Source organism: Bartonella sp. M0192 (genome assembly GCF_016102305.1).
Lineage (GTDB): Bacteria > Pseudomonadota > Alphaproteobacteria > Rhizobiales > Rhizobiaceae > Bartonella > Bartonella apihabitans.
On the sequence record NZ_JACFOU010000001.1, the window covers coordinates 661,099 to 683,412 of the forward strand.

At 44.1% G+C, this 22,314-nt stretch carries 15 protein-coding genes, 1 tRNA gene, 1 pseudogene and 1 riboswitch; of the genes and pseudogenes, 14 read left to right on the top strand and 3 right to left on the bottom strand.

The annotated features are described in order from the left end of the window. The first annotated feature begins 5 nt into the window (after positions 1-5). The 7 genes and pseudogenes from gshB to H3S82_RS02940 all read left to right on the top strand — a co-directional run. The gene (gene gshB, locus H3S82_RS02910) at positions 6-944 is read left to right on the top strand and encodes a glutathione synthase (protein ID WP_198237107.1); all 939 of its coding nucleotides are present in this window, start codon (positions 6-8) and stop codon (positions 942-944) included. A 141-nt stretch (positions 945-1,085) separates the two neighbouring features. Continuing rightward, the gene (locus tag H3S82_RS02915) at positions 1,086-2,135 is read left to right on the top strand and encodes a PstS family phosphate ABC transporter substrate-binding protein (protein WP_198232795.1); all 1,050 of its coding nucleotides are present in this window, start codon (positions 1,086-1,088) and stop codon (positions 2,133-2,135) included. Between the two features lie 56 nt (positions 2,136-2,191). After that, on the top strand, positions 2,192-3,676 hold the full coding sequence (gene pstC, locus H3S82_RS02920) for a phosphate ABC transporter permease subunit PstC (protein WP_198232796.1): 1,485 nt from the start codon (positions 2,192-2,194) through the stop codon (positions 3,674-3,676). Beyond that, on the top strand, positions 3,673-4,965 hold the full coding sequence (pstA, locus tag H3S82_RS02925) for a phosphate ABC transporter permease PstA (protein ID WP_198232797.1): 1,293 nt from the start codon (positions 3,673-3,675) through the stop codon (positions 4,963-4,965). The genes pstC and pstA overlap by 4 nt, the downstream gene beginning before the upstream one ends. 68 nt (positions 4,966-5,033) lie before the next feature. Continuing rightward, positions 5,034-5,792: a phosphate ABC transporter ATP-binding protein PstB gene (gene pstB, locus H3S82_RS02930; protein ID WP_198232798.1), complete on the top strand. Its 759-nt coding sequence runs from the start codon at positions 5,034-5,036 to the stop codon at positions 5,790-5,792. A gap of 17 nt (positions 5,793-5,809) precedes the next feature. Continuing rightward, positions 5,810-6,532 (top strand): phosphate signaling complex protein PhoU, encoded by a 723-nt coding sequence (gene phoU, locus H3S82_RS02935; RefSeq protein ID WP_077970200.1) that lies wholly within the window; start codon positions 5,810-5,812, stop codon positions 6,530-6,532. 876 nt (positions 6,533-7,408) lie between these two features. Then, positions 7,409-8,176 (top strand): annotated as a pseudogene (locus tag H3S82_RS02940) (cell wall hydrolase); the annotation flags it as partial. A 760-nt stretch (positions 8,177-8,936) separates the two neighbouring features. Here the strand turns inward: H3S82_RS02940 and H3S82_RS02945 are convergent. Then, complete coding sequence (locus H3S82_RS02945) at positions 8,937-11,306, bottom strand: membrane-bound PQQ-dependent dehydrogenase, glucose/quinate/shikimate family (RefSeq protein ID WP_198232800.1); 2,370 nt, start codon at positions 11,304-11,306, stop codon at positions 8,937-8,939. Between the two features lie 393 nt (positions 11,307-11,699). After that, a tRNA-Gly gene (locus H3S82_RS02950) sits at positions 11,700-11,773 on the bottom strand. A 265-nt stretch (positions 11,774-12,038) separates the two neighbouring features. Here H3S82_RS02950 and H3S82_RS02955 point away from each other — a divergent pair. The 5 genes from H3S82_RS02955 to H3S82_RS02975 all read left to right on the top strand — a co-directional run bounded on the left by H3S82_RS02955 (position 12,039) and on the right by H3S82_RS02975 (position 17,438). Next, positions 12,039-13,244, top strand: a complete 1,206-nt coding sequence (locus H3S82_RS02955; protein ID WP_198237108.1) for a DegT/DnrJ/EryC1/StrS aminotransferase family protein — start codon at positions 12,039-12,041, stop codon at positions 13,242-13,244. An 8-nt stretch (positions 13,245-13,252) separates the two neighbouring features. Continuing rightward, entirely contained in the window at positions 13,253-14,188 is a 936-nt protein-coding gene (locus H3S82_RS02960; protein ID WP_198232802.1) for a glycosyltransferase, read from the top strand. Beyond that, positions 14,172-15,128 (top strand): WxcM-like domain-containing protein, encoded by a 957-nt coding sequence (locus H3S82_RS11270; protein WP_198232803.1) that lies wholly within the window; start codon positions 14,172-14,174, stop codon positions 15,126-15,128. The genes H3S82_RS02960 and H3S82_RS11270 overlap by 17 nt, the downstream gene beginning before the upstream one ends. Further along, positions 15,125-15,535 (top strand): GtrA family protein, encoded by a 411-nt coding sequence (locus H3S82_RS11360; protein ID WP_198221258.1) that lies wholly within the window; start codon positions 15,125-15,127, stop codon positions 15,533-15,535. Before H3S82_RS11270 ends, H3S82_RS11360 begins: the two co-directional genes overlap by 4 nt. A 61-nt stretch (positions 15,536-15,596) precedes the next feature. Then, entirely contained in the window at positions 15,597-17,438 is a 1,842-nt protein-coding gene (locus H3S82_RS02975) for a glucosyltransferase domain-containing protein (RefSeq protein WP_198232804.1), read from the top strand. 144 nt (positions 17,439-17,582) lie between these two features. Here the strand turns inward: H3S82_RS02975 and H3S82_RS02980 are convergent, their stop codons facing one another. Continuing rightward, positions 17,583-18,680 carry a 2'-deoxycytidine 5'-triphosphate deaminase gene (locus tag H3S82_RS02980; RefSeq protein ID WP_210326714.1) on the bottom strand — a complete coding sequence of 366 codons (1,098 nt, stop codon included), beginning with the start codon at positions 18,678-18,680 and terminating at the stop codon, positions 17,583-17,585. A gap of 79 nt (positions 18,681-18,759) precedes the next feature. Beyond that, positions 18,760-18,825: riboswitch (SAM riboswitch) on the top strand. Between the two features lie 150 nt (positions 18,826-18,975). Between H3S82_RS02980 and H3S82_RS02985 the strand changes: the two genes are divergently transcribed. Both H3S82_RS02985 and mutL read left to right on the top strand, forming a co-directional pair. Further along, a complete protein-coding gene (locus tag H3S82_RS02985) occupies positions 18,976-20,169 on the top strand; it encodes an O-succinylhomoserine sulfhydrylase (RefSeq protein ID WP_198232805.1) in 1,194 nt (397 codons plus the stop codon). Positions 20,170-20,333: 164 nt separating this feature from the next. Further along, a complete protein-coding gene (gene mutL / locus H3S82_RS02990) occupies positions 20,334-22,199 on the top strand; it encodes a DNA mismatch repair endonuclease MutL (protein ID WP_198232806.1) in 1,866 nt (621 codons plus the stop codon). The last annotated feature ends 115 nt before the right edge of the window (positions 22,200-22,314 follow it).

The window sequence follows — 22,314 nt, forward strand, 5'->3', positions numbered from 1 at the left end:
ATCTTATGAAAATAGCTATCCAGATGGATCATATCTCGACCATCCATATCAAGGGAGATACAACATTTGCTCTGGCATTGGAGGCGCAAAGGCGGGGACACGAGCTGTTCCATTACACACCCGACCGGCTTTCCATGTTGAATGGCGAAGTGACCGCCCGCATTGAAGCGTTAAAAGTGCGGGACGCAGAAAACAATTATTACGAATTGGGTGAGGCAAAGCGCACGCCGCTTCAACAAATGGATGTTGTGCTGCTCAGGCAGGATCCACCATTCGACATGAATTATATTACGACCACGCATATTCTTGAACGGATAATGGATAAGACTTTGGTCGTGAATGATCCGAATTGGGTACGCAATAGTCCTGAAAAACTCTTTGTTACCGAATTTCCTGACCTAATGCCGGAAACGCTCATCACCCGTGACGCCGAAGAGGTCAATGCTTTTCGCTCCGAATTCGGTGATATCATTATCAAACCGCTTTATGGAAATGGCGGAGCAGGGGTTTTCCTGTTGAAAAAGGACGACAAGAATCTCGGCTCGCTCCTTGAAATGTTCAACGAGCTTTATCCGGAAGCTTTTGTCGTGCAGCGTTATCTGAAAGATGTGAGTGCCGGCGACAAGCGCATCATATTGATTGACGGGGTGGCCGTGGGGGCTATCAATCGCGTTGCAGCCTCGACCGATGCCCGTTCCAATATGCATATTGGTGGACGGGCAGAGAAAACCGAGCTTACTCGCCGTGACCTAGAAATTTGTGAACGGATTGGACCTTCCTTGAAAAAACGCGGTCTTCTCCTCGTCGGAATAGATGTCATCGGCAATTACATGACCGAAATCAACGTTACTTCGCCAACAGGGGTGCGCGAACTGAAACGTTTTGGTGGTGCCGATGCCGCAAAAATCTTCTGGGATCATGTGGAAAACAAATTAAAAGGTTGAAAAAGCCGAGATAAAGATAGTCAAAAATGGCTTTAGACTGTATGAGGTTTTTAACAGACACTGCAACAAGCATTATGAGAGAAATAACAATCCATTGTTAGCCTTGTTAAAAAAAGCTGCCGGTTGTCCAGGAGTGCATGGATGAACAGATTGCTTGCAACGGTTGTGGGGGTGGTATTGGTCACAACCAGTTTGTCGGGTACTGCCTTGGCTCGCGATTATATCCAAGTGTCCGGCTCATCGACAGTTTTACCCTATGCAAAAATAGTTGCAGAAACATTCGGAGAAATTTTTACCAATTATCGTACACCTGTTATCGAATCGGGTGGTTCGGGGGCCGGTATAAAAGAATTTTGCCGCGGTATCAGTGAAAATACAATCGATATTGCCAATGCTTCCCGATCGATGAAAAATACCGAATTGAAAGCCTGTTTTGATGCCGGTGTCACCGAAGTCGAAGAAGTCCGCATCGGCTATGACGGGATTGTATTTGCAAGCGATATTCACGGTCCTAACATCGATTTGACGCCTGTCGATGTTTATAAGGCATTGGCAGCAAAAATCGTTGTTGAGGGGAAACTTGTTGCTAACACTTTTAAAAAATGGAACGAGATTGACCCGAAATTACCCGATTGGGAGATCAACGCATATATCCCCGGTGAAAAACATGGCACAAGAGAAGTCTTCGAGGAGAAATTGATGGCTGAAGGCTGCAAAAAAAGTGGTGCAGCCGAAAGCATGAAAACTCTTTCGATGGATGACAAGGCAGTCACCGCCGCTTGTATAAGCATTCGCAAGGATGGAAGGGCTATTGATATTGATGGCGATTATTCGGAAACCCTTGCCCGTGTCATGTCGAATAAAACAGGGATAGGGGTTTTCGGACTGGCATTTTATGAAAATAATGCAGACAAGCTGAAAGTTGCTACCGTTAATGGTGTTACTCCCAATGTTGACACGATTTCGAGCGGAAAGTATCTGGTTTCCCGTCCGCTGTTTTTCTATGTCAAGAAAGCCCATTTGGGGGTTATTCCGGGCATGAGAGACTATGTCGAATTTTTCTTGTCTGACCAGATGATCGGACCGGATGGACCGCTTGCAGATTATGGCCTCATTCCCGCTCCTGATAGCGAACGGGAAGCGCAAAGGGCTGCATTCGAGAGTGGAACTGTCATGTCAATTGACAAATGAAGTGAGCAAACGCGGGAAATTCCCGCGTTATTTTTGAAATAAAACCGGAAAATGGAATGTCCATATCACTATTAGTCTTGGTTATTTTTGCTCTTGGCATAGCCGGGTTTGTCATTTCGGGAAAGCGTGCCGCTTCAATCGAGAAACAAGGTAAAAAATTGCATTCGCGGCCATATTACTTTGGCTGGTGGACATTTTTGCTGACGGTCGTTCCGGCTTTTCTCGTTCTTATATTGTGGGAATTGGGAAGTGCCATCTATCTTGAAGAACGCGCTTCGACCGAATTGACTGAAATTATAAAAAGCGGAGAGTCGTTAAATCACAGTTTGGCATTAAGCACGGTTGACAGTCTTACCCGCGCTTTTTCGTCCGCCCAAACCGACATTGCAGAGCTTGATCTTGATCATCCGGCATCCCCGCTCACTTATAAAACATTAAGTGGTGATATGGCAAAGAAAGGTATTATGCTGCCGAGCGAGGGAGCAGATAGCCTTATTCCGGTTGCGATAGACTGGTATAAAGGGGCAACGAAGTCCCATTTCTATTGTTTGATTGTCACATTGGTTATTGCAATCGTCGGCCTGTTTTGTGGTATTTTGGGCGTGGGCGAGAAAAAACGCGCCCGCAACAAAGTCGAGAAGATGGTGTTTGCAGGTCTTGTTATTGCCTCTATCGTGGCCATTCTTGCAACCATCGGCATTTTCTTTTCAATGCTGTTCCAAACAATCAGTTTTTTCAAAGTTGTGCCGTTGTCGAATTTCTTTTTCGGTACTGTTTGGGACCCGCGTTTCAGCGCAAGCGGTTCAGCCGGTGCTGTCGGGCAGTTCGGTTTGCTGCCGCTTCTGGCCGGTACACTTTATATTGCCTTGGTTTCAATGATTTTTGCGGTTCCGGTGGGGCTTTTTGCGGCAATATACATGTCGGAATATGCTTCCCGCCGTGTGCGTGCAATTATCAAACCGCTATTGGAGGTTCTCGCCGGTATTCCGACAATTGTTTACGGGTTTTTCGCTCTGGTTACTGTCGGGCCGTTCTTGCGGGATCTTTCAATTGCCATTGCTGGCGGACAAGGTTTCATTATGTCGCAAAGCATTTTGACTGCCGGTCTCGTTATGGGAATTATGTTAATACCTTTTGTATCCTCGCTTTCCGACGATATTATATCGGCAGTACCGCAAGCTTTGCGTGATGGTTCATACGGGCTTGGAGCCACGCAGTCGGAAACCATTAAAAAGGTTGTCCTTCCGGCAGCATTGCCGGGGATTGTGGGTGCAGTGTTGCTCACCGCATCACGGGCTATCGGCGAGACGATGATTGTCGTTCTTGCAGCCGGTGTTGCTGCAAATCTGACCCTCAATCCGTTCGAGGCCATGACAACCATGACAGTAAAAATCGTCAATCAGCTCACAGGCGACCTTGAATTCAATTCGCCGCAGACATTGGTTGCATTTGCGCTCGGTATGACGCTCTTTGTACTGACACTTTTGATGAATGTTTTTGCGCTTTATATTGTGCGTAAATATAGGGAACAATATGAATGAGTAACGTTGTTAAAACGCCAAGACGCGACATCGGATTAAAGCGCCGTTATCGGGCGGAACGGCGTTTCCGCGCCTATGGGCTTTCAGCAATCGGGGTCGGGCTGTTATTTCTCGTTATTCTTTTGTGGTCGATTATTGCTCAAGGGGTGAGTGCGTTTCAACAGACAACGATGACCTTGCCTGTCTATTTCGATGAACACATTATTGACCCGAAAGGCGAAAGGCTTACAAATCCCAAAGTTCTCATCACTGCAAATTATCCGCTGCTTGTGCGCAATACTCTCGCAGACAAGCTTGGCGTCGATAAGAATAACCATGGCGCAATGCGTGAACTCAACCGCATGATTTCAGGTGGTGTGCGTGTTGAAATACGTAAGCTTCTTATTGAACATCCCGATTATATCGGTAAAACCCGCACGATTGATGTGTTAGCCGCTGCCGATATCGATTCTGCTTTCAAAGGGCAGATCGACCTTTCTGTTCCAGAACAAAATCGTAAGGTCACCAATCGCCAGATCGGGTGGATGGAAAAACTCGCTTCCGACGGCACATTGCATAAAGCTTTCAATAAAGGGCTTTTTACTTTCGGGGCTTCGAGCCGGCCGGAAACGTCAGGACTTGGCGTTGCCATTATCGGTTCGGCTTATATGATGGCAATCGTGTTGATATTGTCTTTGCCGATTGGAGTTGCAACAGCCATTTATCTTGAAGAATTTGCCCGCCGCAGCAGGTTCAATGATATAATAGAGGTGAACATCAATAATCTTGCAGCTGTGCCGTCTATCGTTTTCGGCTTGTTGGGGCTTTCCATTTTTATTAATTTTCTGCATCTGCCGCGCGCCTCGTCAATTGTCGGGGGGCTCGTATTAACGCTCATGACGCTGCCAACCATTATTATTGCAACGCGTGCCGCTTTGCGGGCGGTTCCACCTTCAATACGGGATGCAGCGTTGGGACTTGGTGCATCAAAAACGCAAACCATTTTTGGTCATGTTTTGCCGCTTGCTTTGCCTGGAATTCTCACCGGTACAATCCTTGGTCTTGCAAGGGCTTTGGGGGAAACAGCGCCACTTTTGCTGATCGGCATGGTCGCCTTTGTTGCAAATTATCCCGCAACCCCGATGGAACCCGCAACAGCCCTGCCTGTACAAATTTACATGTGGGCAAATGAACCGGAACGTGCCTTTAATGAACGCACATTCGGAGCGATCATCATTTTGATGGCGTTTCTCGCTATCATGAATATAGCCGCTGTATTGCTGCGCCGTAAATTTGAGCGGCGCTGGTAGAATAAAAGTTGAACATATTGATTTAGCGAGCCTGTTCTGGCTCAAGACGAAATAGGATTAGGTCGATAATGAAAATCAAGATGCGTGGTCAGGATGTCAAAGTGTTTTATGGCGCCAAAGAAGCTTTGCATGGTGTCAGCCTTGATATTCCGGAACATCAGGTTATGGCATTGATTGGTCCGTCCGGTTGCGGGAAGTCAACGTTCCTGCGCTGTCTCAATCGTATGAATGATACAATTGACGGGGCAAAAGTCACCGGCCTTATCACTCTTGACGGGCAGGATATTTATGATCCGGATATCGACGTTGTCGAATTGCGCGCCCGTGTCGGTATGGTCTTTCAAAAACCCAATCCTTTCCCGAAGTCCATATACGAGAATGTCGCTTATGGGCCGCGTATTCACGGGCTTGCCAAATCACGCAAGGAACTTGATATGATCGTTGAACAAAGCCTTATCAAGGCCGGTTTGTTCGATGAGGTAAAAGACCGGTTGAACGATGCCGGAACCGGTCTTTCAGGTGGGCAGCAGCAACGCTTGTGCATTGCACGCGCCATTGCAGTCAGTCCGGAAGTGATCTTGATGGATGAACCATGTTCTGCACTCGACCCGATTGCAACGGCGCGCATTGAAGAATTGATTGATGATTTGCGCGAGAATTTTACGATTGTTATCGTCACCCATTCAATGCAGCAGGCTGCACGCGTTTCGCAATATACGGCGATGTTCCATTTAGGAGATCTCGTTGAAGTGGGCGAAACCGAGATGATGTTCACTTCACCAAAAGAGCAACGTACACAAGATTATATTACCGGTCGTTTCGGTTAAATTCAGGGAGCACGCTTATGCCAATCAATCATACCGTCCGTTCATTCGATGAGGAGTTGGGCTACCTTGAAGCAAAAATTGCCAAAATGGGAACTTTTGCTAGCGAGATGATCGAAGAAGCAGTCAATGCTGTTGTGAATAATGATCTGAAGCTCGCTAAAAAAGTCATTTCCGATGATATGTTTCTTGATGAAACCGAACGCGAAATTGACGAAAAGTCGGTGGCAATTATCGCCAAACGCCAGCCAATGGCAGTGGATTTGCGCGAAATTATCGGTGCAATGCGCATTGCTGCCGATTTGGAGCGCGTTGGAGATATGGGGAAAAACATTGCAAAAAGGGCGGCCGCGATTGTCGAAAGCCGGCAACCGGCAAGCTTATATCATGGCCTGCAATCATTCGCGACATTGACACTTAATCAGCTCAAGGAAGTTTTGGACGCTTATGCAAGCCGCTCGCTTGAACGGATTGATGCCGTGCGTAACAGGGATGAAGAAATTGACGCTATGTATACGTCGCTGTTTCGCGAGCTTCTCACTTATATGATGGAAGATCCGCGCAATATTACCGCTTGCACGCATTTGTTATTTTGCGCCAAAAATATCGAGCGCATTGGCGATCACGCAACCAATATTGCCGAGGCATTGCACTATATCATGACCGGTACATATTTGAGCACAGATCGTCCGCGCGATGATACGACCTATAAGGTTGGAGCAGACGAAAAAACTGAAAAATAGCTGAAGCTGTGCCCAAAAATATCGATTATTGAAATAGCTTCCGGAAATAGATCATATCGGGCGGATAGCTGCGATCTGTCGTGGCTCCTCCGTGTCCTTCGGTTTATTGCCTAAAATTTACTTCTCTCAATAGGAATTTACCTGTCTGAATATATGCCCAATTTTCTCATTGAGAATTTTGTAATCAACCCGCATAGGTTTCAATGACTGTTTTCATTTTCATGAGCACGCAACTTACTCATAACAACAGTCTAGCGAAATGCGTTCTTTTGTTTTGCGAACCGAACCGCAAATACCGCTTGGATTTATCCGGAGCAGGTTTCCTCCGCAATATTCACCAATGAAATTTTATTATGTTCGGCTATGGGCTTTTAAGCTCATTAATAACAGTCTTATTTTAAACGAAAGATGATCTAAAACAGTCTTCCCGGTCGTTTTTTGCCTTGTTCTGCCCGATTTTGTCGATGAAATTCATTTATCGGCTACACTTTGTGGATTTAGCGTTAATAATAAGTGAACAGGCAGCCTTGTCGGGCCGTAGCAAGACGACTGAAAAGTCGGGAGCGGATATTTTTAAGATAGTTTATGAATTTAAAAATATATAAATAAAACAATGGCTTATAATAATTATTCAGCTCTCCTTTTATCATTCAACGACAATTTTTAAAATAATGCTCCAAGAACCCAAAAAGAGTGCCTTAAAACGCAATTAATAGTTTTTAAAAGGTTTAAAGTCATAGTGATTTTAAAGCTTTTTACCTCTTAAAACGCGCATTGACAAAAGTGACGCGAAAAATCTGCCTTCATTTGGCCTTTTTTTGCTTTTGTTTTTAAGCGGTCGAAAAGAAAACGAAACACAGGAATGGTATTGGAAAGATGAAAAAACTCCGTTGGGCAAGTACCGCTGCTATTATGCTCGCACCGCTCGTCGTTACTGGATGTGCATCAAACCATTTATTCGGTCACAAAAATACCAATCAACCAGCCTCGTTTCCCCTGACAGAACGTACTTGCCTGATGCGGGCAATGTATTTTGAATCAAACCGCTCAAGCCGCGACGGTATGATTGCTGTAGGAACTGTGGTCATGAACCGTGTGAATTCGACAGCCTATCCGAAGACAATTTGCGGCGTTGTTGGGCAACCCAACCAATTTGCTCCCGGTGTTTTGACAAAACCGATGAGTGAACCTGCTGCAATGGCAAGAGCAGGTGAAGCCGCTGACGCAGTTTTGCGTGGCGAGCGTGCCAAAAAAAGTAAAAACGCGATGTTTTTTCACACCGCCGGATTAACCTTCCCGTATAAAAATATCCATTATGTGCAAGTCGCTGGTGGTAACGCATTTTATGAAAAGCGCGGTCGCAATGGCGAACTGCAAGTTCCGGCAAATGATGCACCTTATGATGTAGCGTTTGCTTTTGCTCAAGAAAAGAACGGCAATGCACCGCAATTCACAACACCGGGTCGGGGTGCTCAACCGGCAGCGCCGAAAGCGGTTTCGGAACCGGCACCTGCACTACCGGTCAAGACAGCTCCGACAAGCGAACCTGTGATGATTGCTCAGGCGCAACCTGTACCGGTTGAAGCTAAGCCTTTTTCATCACAGAAGAGCGTAGCTACGCATCAAACGAATACTGTTGTAGCTGATGCAAAACCGGCAGCTTCGCATGCAAAACCGGTTGCAAAGGTTGAAGAACCCTATCTACCTTTCCAGACCGCTCCTACACCTGCGCCAAAACAGGTTGTGGTTGCCGATGCGCATTATAATTATGCTCCGAAGCCGGCGGCCCGTTCGGTGGACCATACACAAACAGGTTCGACAACTGTTGGTTATCCGACCCCGTCAAAAGAGAAAATTGACGAAATTGGCGCTCTTTTGCAAAAACAGGATAAGAACAAACGGTTTTGATAGGCTGTCTGCAATAGCCTGATTGCAGAGGTATTTTTACACTCAACCTTATGTATCAAGCCCGCAATGAATTGCGGGCTTTTTATTGGGGCAATTGTTCCCAGCAGTTTTTCCCGACTAGTTTTCGAACTCTGTTATAGTTTTCAAACTTTCATCATATGTTCAAAACATTTGCACCTGCCGGTGAAGTTTAAATCGCACAGTTTTTCAAAGGAAATATAAAAAGTAATATTCGTCTTTGCATTGTTTTTATAGAATTAATTAAATTCATAAAATAATAAATTAGTAAAACAATAAAAATATACGATGAATTTAGTTTTTTAATTAATTACGTGAATTATAACTATTAATCCTTATTTTTTATATTAAAAAATAATATTGGATAATGTTTTAAGAAACCCGCCACATGAATGCGGCGGGTCCGGTTTTATATGGTTCCAACACTGGCGATATTTAAAACGCTTGGGAACCGGAAATTTTTATAGCCTTATCACGGCTAATCCTTCAAAGCATAGGCAATGACATAGTCACCCCGTTTCGGGTTTTGACGGGCACCACCTGCGGTAATGACAATATATTGTTTGCCGGTTTTTGGCGAAATATAAGTCATAGGGCCGCCCTGGCTGCCGACAGGCAAACGCGACTTCCAGATTTCTTTGCCTGTGCGGCTATCGAACGCACGCAAATAGAAATCCTGCGTTCCGGCAAAGAACACAAGGCCGGATTGTGTTGCTAAAGAGGGACCAAGTGTCGGCATTCCGATAGGAACGGGCACACCGAGTGCGATATTGAGTGGCCCCGTGTCTCTGACAGTGCCAACCGGAACCTGCCAAACAATTTTGCGGGTTTTGAGATCAATTGCCGACATTGTGCCAAAAGGCGGCTTCTGACAGGGGACGCCAAGCGGCGAAAGGAAGCGCATGCGCATAGCACCGAAAGGTGTTCCGGCCATGGGGACAATGCCCATTTCAATGCCGGATGCGCTTTCTGGAATATCTTTGCGCTCGACAAGATAATTGGCAAGGCCGAGCCTCATATCATTGACGAAAACATAGTTCAATGTCGGATCAATCGAGACAGATCCCCAATTCATACCGCCGAGTGAACCCGGCATTTGTAATGAATAATCAAGCCCCGGAGGGGTGAACACACCCTGATGACGCATTTTGGCAAATTCGATCCGGCATAGAAGCTTGTCGAATGGCGTGGTACCCCACATATCGGCTTCTGTTAAAGTTGCATTGCCGAATGACGGCATCCCGACAGAAAAGCGCTGCGTTGGCGAATAACGTTCACCGGCAACATTCCCCTGCGGTACCGGTTTTTCTTCGACATCCGCAATCGGTTCGCCGGTTTCACGGTTAAGCAGGAAGACCTCTCCCTGCTTGGTGACCTGAACAAGTGCCGGTACGATATTGCCATCATTATCGGGTGCGTCAAGCAGGACAGGTTGTGCAGGCGTATCAAAATCCCAAATGTCATGATGGACAAATTGGTAATGCCAGCGCACTTCGCCGGTCTTCACATCGACAGCCACAACGGAAGACGAGTATTTGTCGTCTTCGGCTGTGCGATAGCCGGCCCAGAAATCGGGGGTTGAATTGCCTGTCGGTAAATAGACAAGTCCGAGTTTTTCGTCATATGACATTGCCGCCCAGACATTCGGTGTTCCACGTGTATAGGTTTGCCCTTCCGGCGGAAGTCCGTGAATATCGGGATTACCCGGATCCCAAGCCCAGACAAGATGACCGTCGTTCACATCATAGGCTCTGACAACGCCCGGCGGTTCATCGGTCGAGAAATTGTCGGCCACGCGCCCGCCCACAATGACAACGTCACCGGCAACAAGTGGTGTCGATGTTTGTTGGTAATAACCGGGTTTTACTTCACCCATACCGGTTTTAAGGTCGACAGTGCCTTTATCTCCGAATTCTTCGCAAGGCTTTCCAGTTGCTGCATCAAGCGCGATGAGTCTTGCGTCTCCCGTTGGCAAAAACAGACGTGCCTGACAAGCCGCATCAGCTTTCACAGCTTTGATTGACTGTGCCTCATGATAACCCAAACCGCGGCAACGTTGCCAGTTCGGTCCTGTTCCGTGAGGGTCGAACATCCAGTTCTGTTTACCGCTATCAACGTCGAATGAAAGCACCTTGCCATAGGCTGTACAAACATAAAGATTGGTGCCGATCTGTAGCGGGGTATTCTGGTCTTCTGCCCCCGAGCCGTTACTTTGAGGAATGTCACCGGTATGGGCAATCCAGGCCACATCAAGTTTTTTGATATTGGCAGGCGTTATCTGGTCAAGGGCTGCAAAACGGCTACCATGATCGTCATTACCCCAGCTTTTCCAGTCTTTTTGTTCATTAGCCGGTTGCACCGGTCGTACAGGCGTGGCTTTTTCTGCCGTATGGATGACATTTTTCGGTATAAACGAACTCACAATTGTTGCCGCCATACCGATAAACACCAAACCGGCTAGAACAAGAGATGCAGAGCCTGCGATTTTCCCCCGTTTTTTTGCCATCGGTCTATAGGCAAGTAACACCAGAAAAAAGGCCACAGACAAAGCAAAGAGATTGGAAAATTGCTGCCAGTAATCAAGCCCCGCTTCATGATAAGACCATAATGCGCTCATCACGAAGATAAAAGCGAAGATCCATACACTGAAACGGTTGAGCCGGATCATGAACAAACCCGACAGAAGCAACAGGATACCAAGCGCCAGATAATACCATGTGCGGCTGCCAAGATAAATAAGATAGCCGCCAAGAAGAGTGAAATAAAGCCCCGCTGCCAATACCAGCAAACTTAACAGAATAACCAGACAAACGGTTATTCTCGAAGGGCCATTTTTGAACTTTATCATTTGAACTTCCCACGTATTGGAACCAAATTCGGGGTTTTTCAGATTGTTGTTTTTGCTAAGCTTTTGCATAAAGTCAAAACAACGTCAATTCGGCAGCCGTTCATATGAGTGTGATGAATGATGGTCTTTATAAGATAAATATATAACAATATTTTATACAAAAAATTTTCTCTTCAATAATTAGATAAATTTAACATAAGTTTAGATATGTTGTTTCGTATAATATATTTAAATAAAGTAAATATAGAATTATAATAATTATAAAACACAATATAAAAATTCTGTTTTTTAAATCACGAAAATGATTATATTTTGTTTAAAATTATTATAAATTAAAAAATATAAGTAGCGAGAAAAATACGAGATAAAGGCAGCAGGAAACAGTCAAAGAGCTGGAGCGGGTAGCGGGAATCGAACCCGCGCGTTCAGCTTGGGAAGCTGACAGGCTACCATTACATCATACCCGCAAAATGCGTGACACACGGATGCAATCTTTAATGCTTTTTGTCAAGCACCCTCTCATCAAAGTGGTTTAAATAATGTGCGAAAATGAGTACCTCATTATAATTGTTTATAATAAGGTACCATTCGCTATTCACTTTACTCGTAAAGCAACTTATCGGATGGGGGAGAGGTTCATTAATGGGACACTCTTTGTCGGTAGAGTTTTTCGTTGCGTTTGTAAAATAGAATGTTTAGAAAATTGGAAATAGCTAAATAAAAAATCGATTTTTGAGCTTTAATCGTATTTTAGCGTATAAATTGATTTTCGGGTTGGATTGGCAAAAGGTTGTAGTTGATAACATGAAAAATACCGTTTTGTTCAACAATTTATCAGAGTTCTCAGGGAAATTTTTTGAGGAGCGTTTTGATGCAGCCCGGCGCGTTATTTCATCAGGTTGGTGGTTGAATGGTAAAGAAACGAGCCTCTTTGCAACGGAATTTGCTAACTATTTAGGAGTCGAATTCTGTTTACCATTGGCTAACGGTACAGATGCATTGGAAATCGCAATGAGGACTATGGGAGAGGTGAGAGGGGCACGGTACGACGAAGTCGTTACTGTAGGTAATGCAGGGGGCTATAGTTCGATTGCATGCAGACTTGTCGGTTTGAAACCCGTTTACGCGGATATAGATTCCAAAAGCCTGTTAATGGATATGGATTCTGCATTGTCATGCGTAGGCCCTAAAACTGCATTTGTTGTTGTGACGCATCTATACGGCGGCGTTGCGGACGTTAAAAAGCTACGTAAATTGCTTGATGACGCAGGTCACCAAGATGTTCTTATTCTGGAAGATTGTGCACAGTCCCATGGTGCTAGGCTCGGAGAACAAAAGGTTGGTACGTTGGGTGATATGGCGACTTTCAGTTTTTACCCGACAAAAAATCTTGGCGCAATTGGTGATGCCGGTGCCATTGTTAGCAACAACAAAGATCTTATCGGGATCGCGCATTCGTTGAGCCAATACGGCTGGACAGCAAAATATTCAATAGATAGGGCTTATGGTCGAAATTCACGTATGGATGAGATACAGGCAGCATTTTTGAGGTTGTCTTTACCTGAGCTCGATGGCTGGAATACACGTCGGATAGAAATTATCCATCATTATAAAAAATATCTGCCGTCCAATGTAACGGTTGTTGAAAGTCCAATTTATAATGTTGCACATTTATGCGTTGTGCAATGTCAAAAACGTGACGAACTCGGCGGTTTTTTGAAAGAAAATGGCGTCCAGACGGCTGTTCATTACCCAATACCTGATTTCGAACAGCCGGGTTGGAAAAAACTCCCGCAAAGATTGGCTCCACAAGGAGTCGAAATTACAAGGAAAGCTTGTGAAAATGTCTTGTCTTTGCCTTGTTATCCTTCTTTGCCAGATCAATCAATCGATCTTGTGGTAAAACTCGTCAATGATTGGAACAACAAAAACAAATAGGGATATAAATGTATTCTTTAATTATACCCGTTTATAAAAACGAATCCAATATACCCGATTTGTTAAAAGTTTTAAATGAGTGGAACCAAAAAACTTCCTTTGAATTGGAGGTCGTCTTTGTCGTCGATGGCTCGCCCGACAATAGCGGAAAAATGCTTCTTGATGCACAATCCGATATGCTTTTTAATGCCCAAATCATTTTTCATAGCAGGAACTTTGGTTCCTTTAATGCAATTCGTACGGGACTCGAAAAAGCAAAAGGAAATATATTTTCAGTGATGGCTGCGGATATGCAAGAGCCGATTTCACTTGTAGAACAGATGTTTGAAAAGCTCGCATCGGATAAAGCAGATATTGTTTTTGGTGTCCGTAAAAGTAGATCTGATGGTGCGGTAAAAACATTTTTGTCGAATAGTTTTTGGTCGATTTATAGAAGATTTGTATTTAGAGATATACCAAAAGGGGGAATAGATATATTTGGCTGTAACGATAAAGTCAGACAATCTGTTCTTGATTTTTCCGAAGCAAATAGTTCATTGGTTGCGCAACTATTTTGGATTGGCTACCGCAGAGCGTTTGTTGAATACGAACGCCGGAAAAGAGAAAAAGGAAAGAGCGCATGGAATTTTTCTCGCCGTGTACGCTATATGATGGATAGTATATTTACATTTTCAGATCTTCCTATTCTTTTGATTTTATGGATTGGGATCATTGGTAGTTTGATCAGCTTCCTGATAGGAATGGTCGTTCTTTTTGCAAGATTGTTTAATTTTATTCACTTGCCAGGATATACTGTTATTGTAGTATTAATATGCTTTTCAACTTCAGTCACGCTGATGGTGCAAGGCGTATTGGGCGCCTATTTATGGCGAACATTCGAAAATAGTAAAAGACGCCCCCTATCTCTCGTTAGTAAATGCGTTACGCATGTCTATAAAGGGTGAAATTATGTCGGTTTTCAAGCATCCGAATGCATTATGCGAATCTCAATCAATAGGCGATGGAACGCGTATATGGGCGTTTGCACATGTCCTGGCGGGAGCAAAAATAGGCAAAAATTGTAATATCTGTGACGGGGTGTTCATCGAAAACGACGTTATAGTCGGCGATAATGTCACGATAAAATGTGGCGTCCAGCTATGGGACGGTACACGGATAGGGAATAATGTTTTTATAGGTCCTAACGCATCTTTCTGTAACGATCTTTATCCTCGTTCCAAGCAATATCCGGAAAAATTCGAAGGCGCAATTATAGCAGACGGTGCTTCGATTGGAGCTAACGCAACACTTCTTCCCAATATTCACATCGGAAGAGGAGCTATGGTCGGTGCTGGAACGGTCGTCACGCGTGATGTTCCACCTTTTGCACGCGTTGTAGGTAATCCGGCTAAAATAATCGGCTACGAAAACAATATTTCGCTTGAAGAAGTTAATGCACTTGTGAAAACCGGAAAACTGGCTGTTGGTCAACAGATTGACTTAGGCGTTAACGGTTGTTTTATTGAAGGTTTGCCTCATTACTCGGATTTGAGAGGCGAGCTCGTACCTCTCGAGATGAAAAAAGGTTTACCCTTTGAACCTGTACGGGTTTTTATGGTTTACGGGGTTTCAGGACAGTATGTTAGAGGTGAACACGCTCATCATAAATGTGGACAATTCCTGATTGCTGCGCATGGAAGTGTATCTGTCATTGTTGATGATGGTAAGCAGCGCAAGGAGTTGCAGTTGGCCGAGCCGAATATCGGGCTCTATCTCGCCCCTATGACGTGGGGTATCCAATACAAGTTCTCATCGGATGCTGTCTTGTTAGTTTTAGCATCTCATCCATATAACGAAGCAGATTATATTCGCGATTACGACACGTTTCTTGGTTTTGTTAAATGAAGAACACTTTTTATGATATAGCAAAGTTAAAGAAGAATATATTTCTTTTTTTAATTGCCGGTTCGATAAATACGATTATAACAATAGTTGTATATCAACTATTTTTATTTATTGTTTCCTCATCAGTATCTTATTGTATTTCATGGTGTGTCGGAGTTATTCTTGTTAGTGTAGTCTATCCATACTTCGTTTTTAGCGTAAAGAAAGAGAACCATTCAAAAACAAGCATTCAGTTCGCAATAATTTATATCATCTGTTTTTTTCTCGGTTTGGCTTGTAATCAGATATTAATATTTATATTTAATATCCCTCGGTTATCTATTTTCTTTACGTTGTGTTTTACCTCTTCAATATCATTCCTCCTGATGCATTTTGCTGCGAGTCACTCCTATGAAAACAAATACTAAAGCAATTAACGATGATCTGTCCAAATATTATCCGTATTTTCTTTTGTTTGGACTTTACATAGTGCTTTATCTGCCATGCCTCACAACCTATACATTAAGTGCTGATGATGAAATTGCTTTTTGGCGGACGACTCCAGAAGTTTGGTTAGCGCAAGGACGAATTGTAGGTTTTTTTCTTGAAAAATATATTATAAAACAATCAGTTATTATATTCTATAATGAATTCTTTTTTGGCATTTGTGCAACCTTGTCATATGCCTTTATTTTGCGAGCATTCCGTCATTACCAAATTGGCGTTTTTGATGTACTTGCATTTGGTATTTTTTGTGCTTTTCCAGTCTGGTATTTTCTATTGGAATTTTATTCCAATATACCGGCTGTTTCCATTGGTATTCTTTCGTGTGGACTAGGTATATTTTTTCTATCTGACTTCATTGAAACATATCGCAAAAGATATTTTATTTATACAGTATTATGTTTTTTTGTTTCGATATCAAGTTACCAAGCGTATTTTTATTGTTTAGCAGTCATAATATTTTCAATGATTTTAGTGAAATTTAATAATTTTACTAGAAAATCATTAAAGTCACTGTTAATTTGCATTTTAGCATTATTTGTATCAACCCTAATTTACGGATTGATGTTTAAAATACTTCTTATTATATATAATGTAAACGTTGGTTATATAGGGTCATTTTTAGATATAAAGTTATTTACTAACGATCCACTTGGACGACTATCAATTGTTTCTCATGATATTTATAAGTTTGCTATTAAAAATAAACAAATTTTTAACTTTTATTTTTTTGGCGTAACTATAATAGTGTTGTTGTATTTTATAAATATAACCTTAAAAAGAAAAGTTTTTAATGTAATTATTTCTATTGCTATAATAACAATCCCATTTATACAACACCTTTTTAGCTCCATATTCCTTACTCGCCTAGGACTTGCGATGCCCTTTGTGGTTTGGTTCTTTTCATTTTATCTCTATCATCATTCTAAATCGCTTGTAAAATTTGTGGTCGTACTTGCCACCTGTTTGACGCTTATACAAAGCGTCTATTTTGTCTCTTATTACACAACAAATCAGAAGCTGGCTTATCAATACGATGTTGCGTTAGCTGGAAAAATTTACGATCGACTTATTGAGAAGGGTGGTGATCTGCATACGCCGATGGTGGTAGACGTTTATGGTTCTATCGCATTTAAAACTAACTTAGAAAGAGCACCTTGGATGTCGTCGGGCGGGTCATTTTTTGATATACCGTACGGTAGTATTGAGAGAATTGTCGCTTTTATGAAGTTAATTGGTTACAACAATATTGTTCCATCAGCGGAAGATAGCGATAAAGCACGGTATTTTGAGGAATACTTAAAAATGCCAAGCTGGCCAGCAAAAGATTCGGTAAGAAAAGTTGATAATGTGTTTCTTATTAAACTTTCAAATCAGCCTAATTCAAAATACCTCAACATGAGCAATGTCATTGGTACCTTAGACAAATCCGTTTTCCATTATGATAATCGCGAGTCCATTTCGGAAAATCATCAAATGTTTGAATTAAAAGAAGTCAGTCTAGGTCATTTTGTTGCAACTGGTAATGATGCACAAATCTTTATTAATTTAGATCGTGAAAGGATTAAGGGGTGTACTACTTTTCAAGTAAAAGCAGATTTAGATCTTGAAAAAGCTTCCGTCTTTCAAGTGTACTTTCTGAAGGCGGATGATCAGCAATTTAATGAAAAAAGCACCTATATTCAGCCTCTGCTGCATCCTGGGCATCAGGATGTTACGGTTATTTTAGATTCGCAAAACGGCTTTAAAACTTCAATTCGCCTTGATCCAGTGAATAATATTCAGAACTTTAAGATCAACAAGCTTGATATCAAGTGTGTCAGATAAAGCGGTTAAACGAATATAAGCACCGGCAGATTTTAGTTATCGGTCAAACATTGCATGTATAAACACCATTGCCACGTCAGTGGGTAGCAATGGTGTTGCAGATGGTGGTTGGTTCAGGACTCTATTTTGTCTGCTCCGGTAAGTTTATTCGGCACATTTGAAATGTTTTGAGAGCTTCAGTCCTTGGGCTTGATAATTGGAACCGAGATCGCGACCGTAAAGTGAATTGGGCCGTTTGAGCATATGTTCATAGACAAGATGACCGACGATCTGTCCATGCTCGAGAATGAAGGGAACTTCATGGCTTCTTACTTCGAGAACCGCACGAGCACCTTTGCCGCCCGCTTCATTGCTGCCAAAGCCGGGGTCGAAAAATCCGGCATAATGAACGCGGAATTCGCCAATTAAAGGATCAAACGGTGTCATTTCGGCAGCATAAAGCGGCGGAACGTGAACTGCCTCACGCGAAACCAGAATATAGAATTCGTCAGGATCAAGAATAAGTGAATGCGAGCCGCGATCATAGATCGGTTCCCAAAAATCGAGCACTTCGGCGACGTTGCGTTTATCAACGTCAATAACACCGGTATGATGTTTGCCACGGTAGCCGACAAGCCCTTTATCATTACCGGTTAAATCAATCGAAAGTCCGACGCCGCTTGCCGTGATCGTGGGATGGTTGTCGGAAACCAGCATTTCCTTTTTATGAAGGGCAATAAGCTCATTTTCGTTAAGTGTGCTGTTGCCTTTGCGAAAGCGGATTTGTGACAATCGTGAACCGGTGCGCACAATCACTGGGAAAGTGCGCGGGGAAATTTCAAGGTAAAGTTTTCCGTGATAGCCGCTTGTTACTTTATCAAATTCTTGTGCATGGTCAGTAATGACGCGGGTAAAAATATCGAGCCGTCCGGTTGAACTTTTTGGATTGGCTGAGGCCGATAAATCACTTGACAGCGAAAGTGTTTCAAGCAGCGGCACGATATAGACACAACCCGTTTCAAGCACTGCACCGTTTGTAAGGTCGAATTCATGCAGTTTGAATTGTTCAAGCTTATCAATCACTTGTTTTTCAGGACCTGGGAGAAAAGAAGCGCGGACACGATAGGCCTTTTTGCCCAATCGCAAATCGAGACTGGCCGGTTGTATCTGATCTTTGTCTAACGGGCGATCCGATTTCAAAATATTGTTTTCAAATAAACCCTGAATATCGCTATCTGCCAGAATGCCGCTTGAGCGTGCCATGATGACTACCTTTTCCTGTTTTCCATTCTCTCTTTAACCTGTTCACGGATTGACGCAAGCGGTTGAAGGGCATATGGAAGGTTTATCCCGTGGTGATTTGGGCCGGCCGGCTTGCAGCCACGCTTGGGGTTATGGAATATAAACGCGTTCGGATGACAACGTAAAGTCTTCGATGCTGATTCCATTCAATCCTCTTGAAATGCTAAAAGGCCGTAAGATCAAGCGGACTTTTGGCATCTTGTTTTTCAATCTTTACCATGACGGCAAAGGTTTTTTTGATGAAAGCAGGTGACTTATGACACTTAATCCGCATCGTAAATACCGTACCGCTACAGAAATGGTTCATGCGGGGACTCAACGCTCTCCTTATGGAGAAGTCTGTGAAGCGATTTATTTAACCCAAGGCTTTACCTATCCGAGTGCCGAAGCGGCCGAAAAGCGTTTCGACGGAGAGGATCCGGGCTTTGTCTATTCACGTTATGCAAATCCGACCAACGATATGTTTGAAAAACGTATGTGTGCGTTGGAAGGGGCTGAAAGTGCACGCGCGCTTGCTTCGGGAATGGCTGCTGTCTCGACAGCTATTTTATGTTTTGTGAAAGCCGGCGACCATTTTGTTGCAGCCCGTTCCATGTTCGGTTCCTGCCGTTATATCATTGAAAAAGTTTTGCCTCGTTATGGTGTCGAGGTTTCAATCATTGATGGGCGCAAAATCGAAAATTGGGAAAAAGCAATTCGCCCCAATACACGCGGGATATTTTTTGAAACACCGGCCAATCCGACTTTAGAAATAGTCGACATTAAAGCGGTTTCGGAACTTGCCCATAAAGTGGGCGCCACTGTGATTGTCGATAATGTATTCGCAACACCACTTTATCAAAAGCCGCTCGAACTTGGTGCTGATGTCGTTGTCTATTCGACCACCAAACATATTGACGGGCATGGGCGCTGTCTCGGTGGAATGGTTTTATCGAGTGAAGAATGGATGACAGAAAATTTTCAGGACTTCTTCCGTCATACGGGGCCCGGAATGAGCCCCTATGTCGCATGGCTCATGTTGAAAAGTCTCGAAACGCTCCCGCTTCGTGTTGAAGAAATGACACGCTCGGCAGCAAAACTTGCCGATTTTATCAGCGGGCATAAGGCGGTCGCAAAATGTGTTTATCCGGGACGTGATGACCACCCACAAAGGGATATTATAAAAAAGCAGATGACAGGTGGTTCGACAATGATTGCCTTGGAATTGAAGGGTGGCAAAAAGGCCGCTTTTTCCTTCTGCGATCATCTGACAATTCCGCTTATTTCCAATAATCTTGGAGATACACGCTCCATCATGACTCATCCGGCAACCACAACCCACCAGAGCATCGGTCCCGAAGCACGTGCCGAACTTGGTATCAGTGACGGATTGTTGCGCTTTTCGGTTGGTCTCGAAGATGTTGACGATTTGCTGGAAGATGTCGAACAGGCATTGAACGCGACACTCTGATAAATCCGTTATCCGGATTGTTCAAAATATGAGCGCGAGCTTTTTTAAAAAGCTTGCGCTTTTTTAATATGGTTTCAATCAGGATTATCTATTCAAGGGAATAATGCCGGAGCACAAATGTGCTTTTGCTATACGCCGGTTCATAAATTGGTTATAACGGCTTCATGACAATACATCATCTCAGTGAAACCGTAATTAACCAGATTGCAGCGGGCGAAGTGATCGAGCGTCCGGCAAGTGTGGTCAAGGAACTCGTCGAAAATGCTATTGATGCCGGTGCGACACGGATTGAAATTGTGACAGCCGGCGGCGGAAAAAGCCTGATCCGCGTGTCCGATAACGGGTGCGGTATTGCCGAGGACGAACTTGAACTGGCAATTTCGCGCCATTGCACATCCAAACTTGACAATGATGTTCACGACATCCATTCACTCGGATTTCGTGGTGAAGCTTTGCCGTCAATCGGGTCGGTTTCAAAGTTGAAACTGGTGTCACGCACAGCTTCTTCGGAACATGCGGCTGAAATCGTTGTCAATGCCGGACATGTTGATGGGCCGCGTCCCGCAGCCGGTAACGCGGGAACAATTGTCGAAGTGCGCGATCTTTTTTACGTCACACCGGCACGTCTCAAATTCATGAAAACAGATCGTTCCGAAGCCAATGCGATAACCGATATTGTCAAACGGATTGCCATTGCATTTCCGAATGTCCGTTTTTCGCTTTCCGGTACAGATCGCTCGATGCTTGACTATCCCGCGACCGGTACAGGTGAAGAGGCACAATTACAGCGTATTACCCAGATTATGGGAAAAGATTTTGCCCCCAACGTTATTACTCTTGATGCGGTAAGAGAAGGGGTGGAGCTTAAAGGCTTCGCAGGCATACCGTCATTCAATCGGGGTAACAGTCTTCATCAGTTTGCTTATGTGAACGGTCGACCGGTGCGCGATAAATTGATATTTGGCGCCATTCGCGGGGCTTATGCCGATGCAATGGCGCGCGACCGCTATTCGATTTGTGTGCTTTTCATCAATCTTCCTTCATCCGATGTTGATGTCAATGTCCATCCGGCAAAGGCGGATGTGCGTTTTCGTGATCAGGGGCTTGTGCGAGGGCTTATTGTTGGTGGCATTCGCGAAGCTTTAAGCCATGCCGGCATTCACCCTGCAACGACGGGGGCGGATGCAATGCTTAAAAGCTTTCGTCCTGATGGTGTCCCACCTTCATCATCTGTTCCGCCGCACCAGACCTATTATAATAATAGAGCTTTTTCTTATGATTCTTTTTCAAGAGCGCCTGTGCCACCGGCAGCGCAAATGGTCAACCAACCGCTTTATAATGCGCCTTTATCAGGCTTCAATGAAGACTATGGAAATGTGTTGGGCGATCTCGATCAACCAACAACAGATAGTCGTCCGGCAATGGAAATTCCAAGTGTCGAGGAACAGCGTTTTCCCCTTGGTGCAGCACGCGCGCAAATCCATAAAAACTATATCATTGCCCAAACTGAAGACAGCCTCGTTATCGTCGATCAACATGCAGCACATGAGAGGCTGGTTTATGAAGCTTTGAAAAAGGCACTTTATTCCAAGCCTTTGCCATCCCAAATCTTGCTTATTCCCGAAATTGTGGAATTGCCGGAAGAAGACGCAAACCGGCTTTTGACACATGCAGAGACACTGCAAAAATTCGGCTTGAAAATTGAACCTTTTGGCCCCGGTGCTGTCGCGGTCCGCGAAACACCTGCCATGCTGGGCGAGGTGGATGTCAAAGGCCTTATTGCCGATTTGGCTGATGAAGCAGCCGATTATGATACAACAAACGGGCTTAAAGCCATGCTCGATTATGTTGCGGCAACCATGGCCTGCCACGGTTCGGTGCGTTCCGGCCGCTTGTTGCGTGCGGAAGAGATGAATGCGCTTTTACGCCAGATGGAAGCGACCCCGGGGTCGGGAACCTGTAATCATGGACGCCCGACCTATGTCGAGTTGAAGCTTACCGATATTGAAAGATTGTTCGGCCGCCGTTGATTGTTTTGATTTTGAAAGGCTACGGGTGTTTGTTCGTCATCGAGATTTAAGAACAGATGATTTTAGGTTGAAAAGCCGGTCTGCGGCTTTGTCTGCCAATTTTATACGCCCGAAC